Raw genomic sequence first — 303 nt, forward strand, 5'->3', positions numbered from 1 at the left:
TTTCTCCTACGGCATGACCGGCAAGTCAGGGTCGTCCAGGCGTCGCCAGTTCCGCGCGTCCTTGGAATCGCCGCCCTGATACTCGTAGCGAACGCCCCCCTCCCCGGCGATCACGGCGCCGGGCTGCAATTCGAGGCTGGACACGTCACCGCCATCAGCCTTGGGAGCCGGTGCGGGCTTGTCGCCCGACCACTGCGGCAACTTGCCGAGCTTCGGGATGATGTCGCGCGGGTTGATGCCGTACCGGCGAGCGATACCGCGATAGGACCGCATATCGTCCCGCAATGCGGTGTTGAAGGCGTT

1 protein-coding gene is annotated in these 303 nt (G+C 65.7%); it reads right to left on the reverse strand.

Annotated elements, in window-relative coordinates:
* Positions 1 to 6 precede the first annotated feature (6 nt).
* Positions 7 to 303 (reverse strand): hypothetical protein (locus tag MUB46_RS24250; RefSeq protein ID WP_261618546.1); only part of this gene is annotated, 297 nt, incomplete at its 5' end.

The sequence above is a fragment of the Microbaculum marinisediminis genome (genome assembly GCF_025397915.1).
Taxonomy (GTDB): Bacteria; Pseudomonadota; Alphaproteobacteria; order Rhizobiales; family Tepidamorphaceae; genus Microbaculum; species Microbaculum marinisediminis.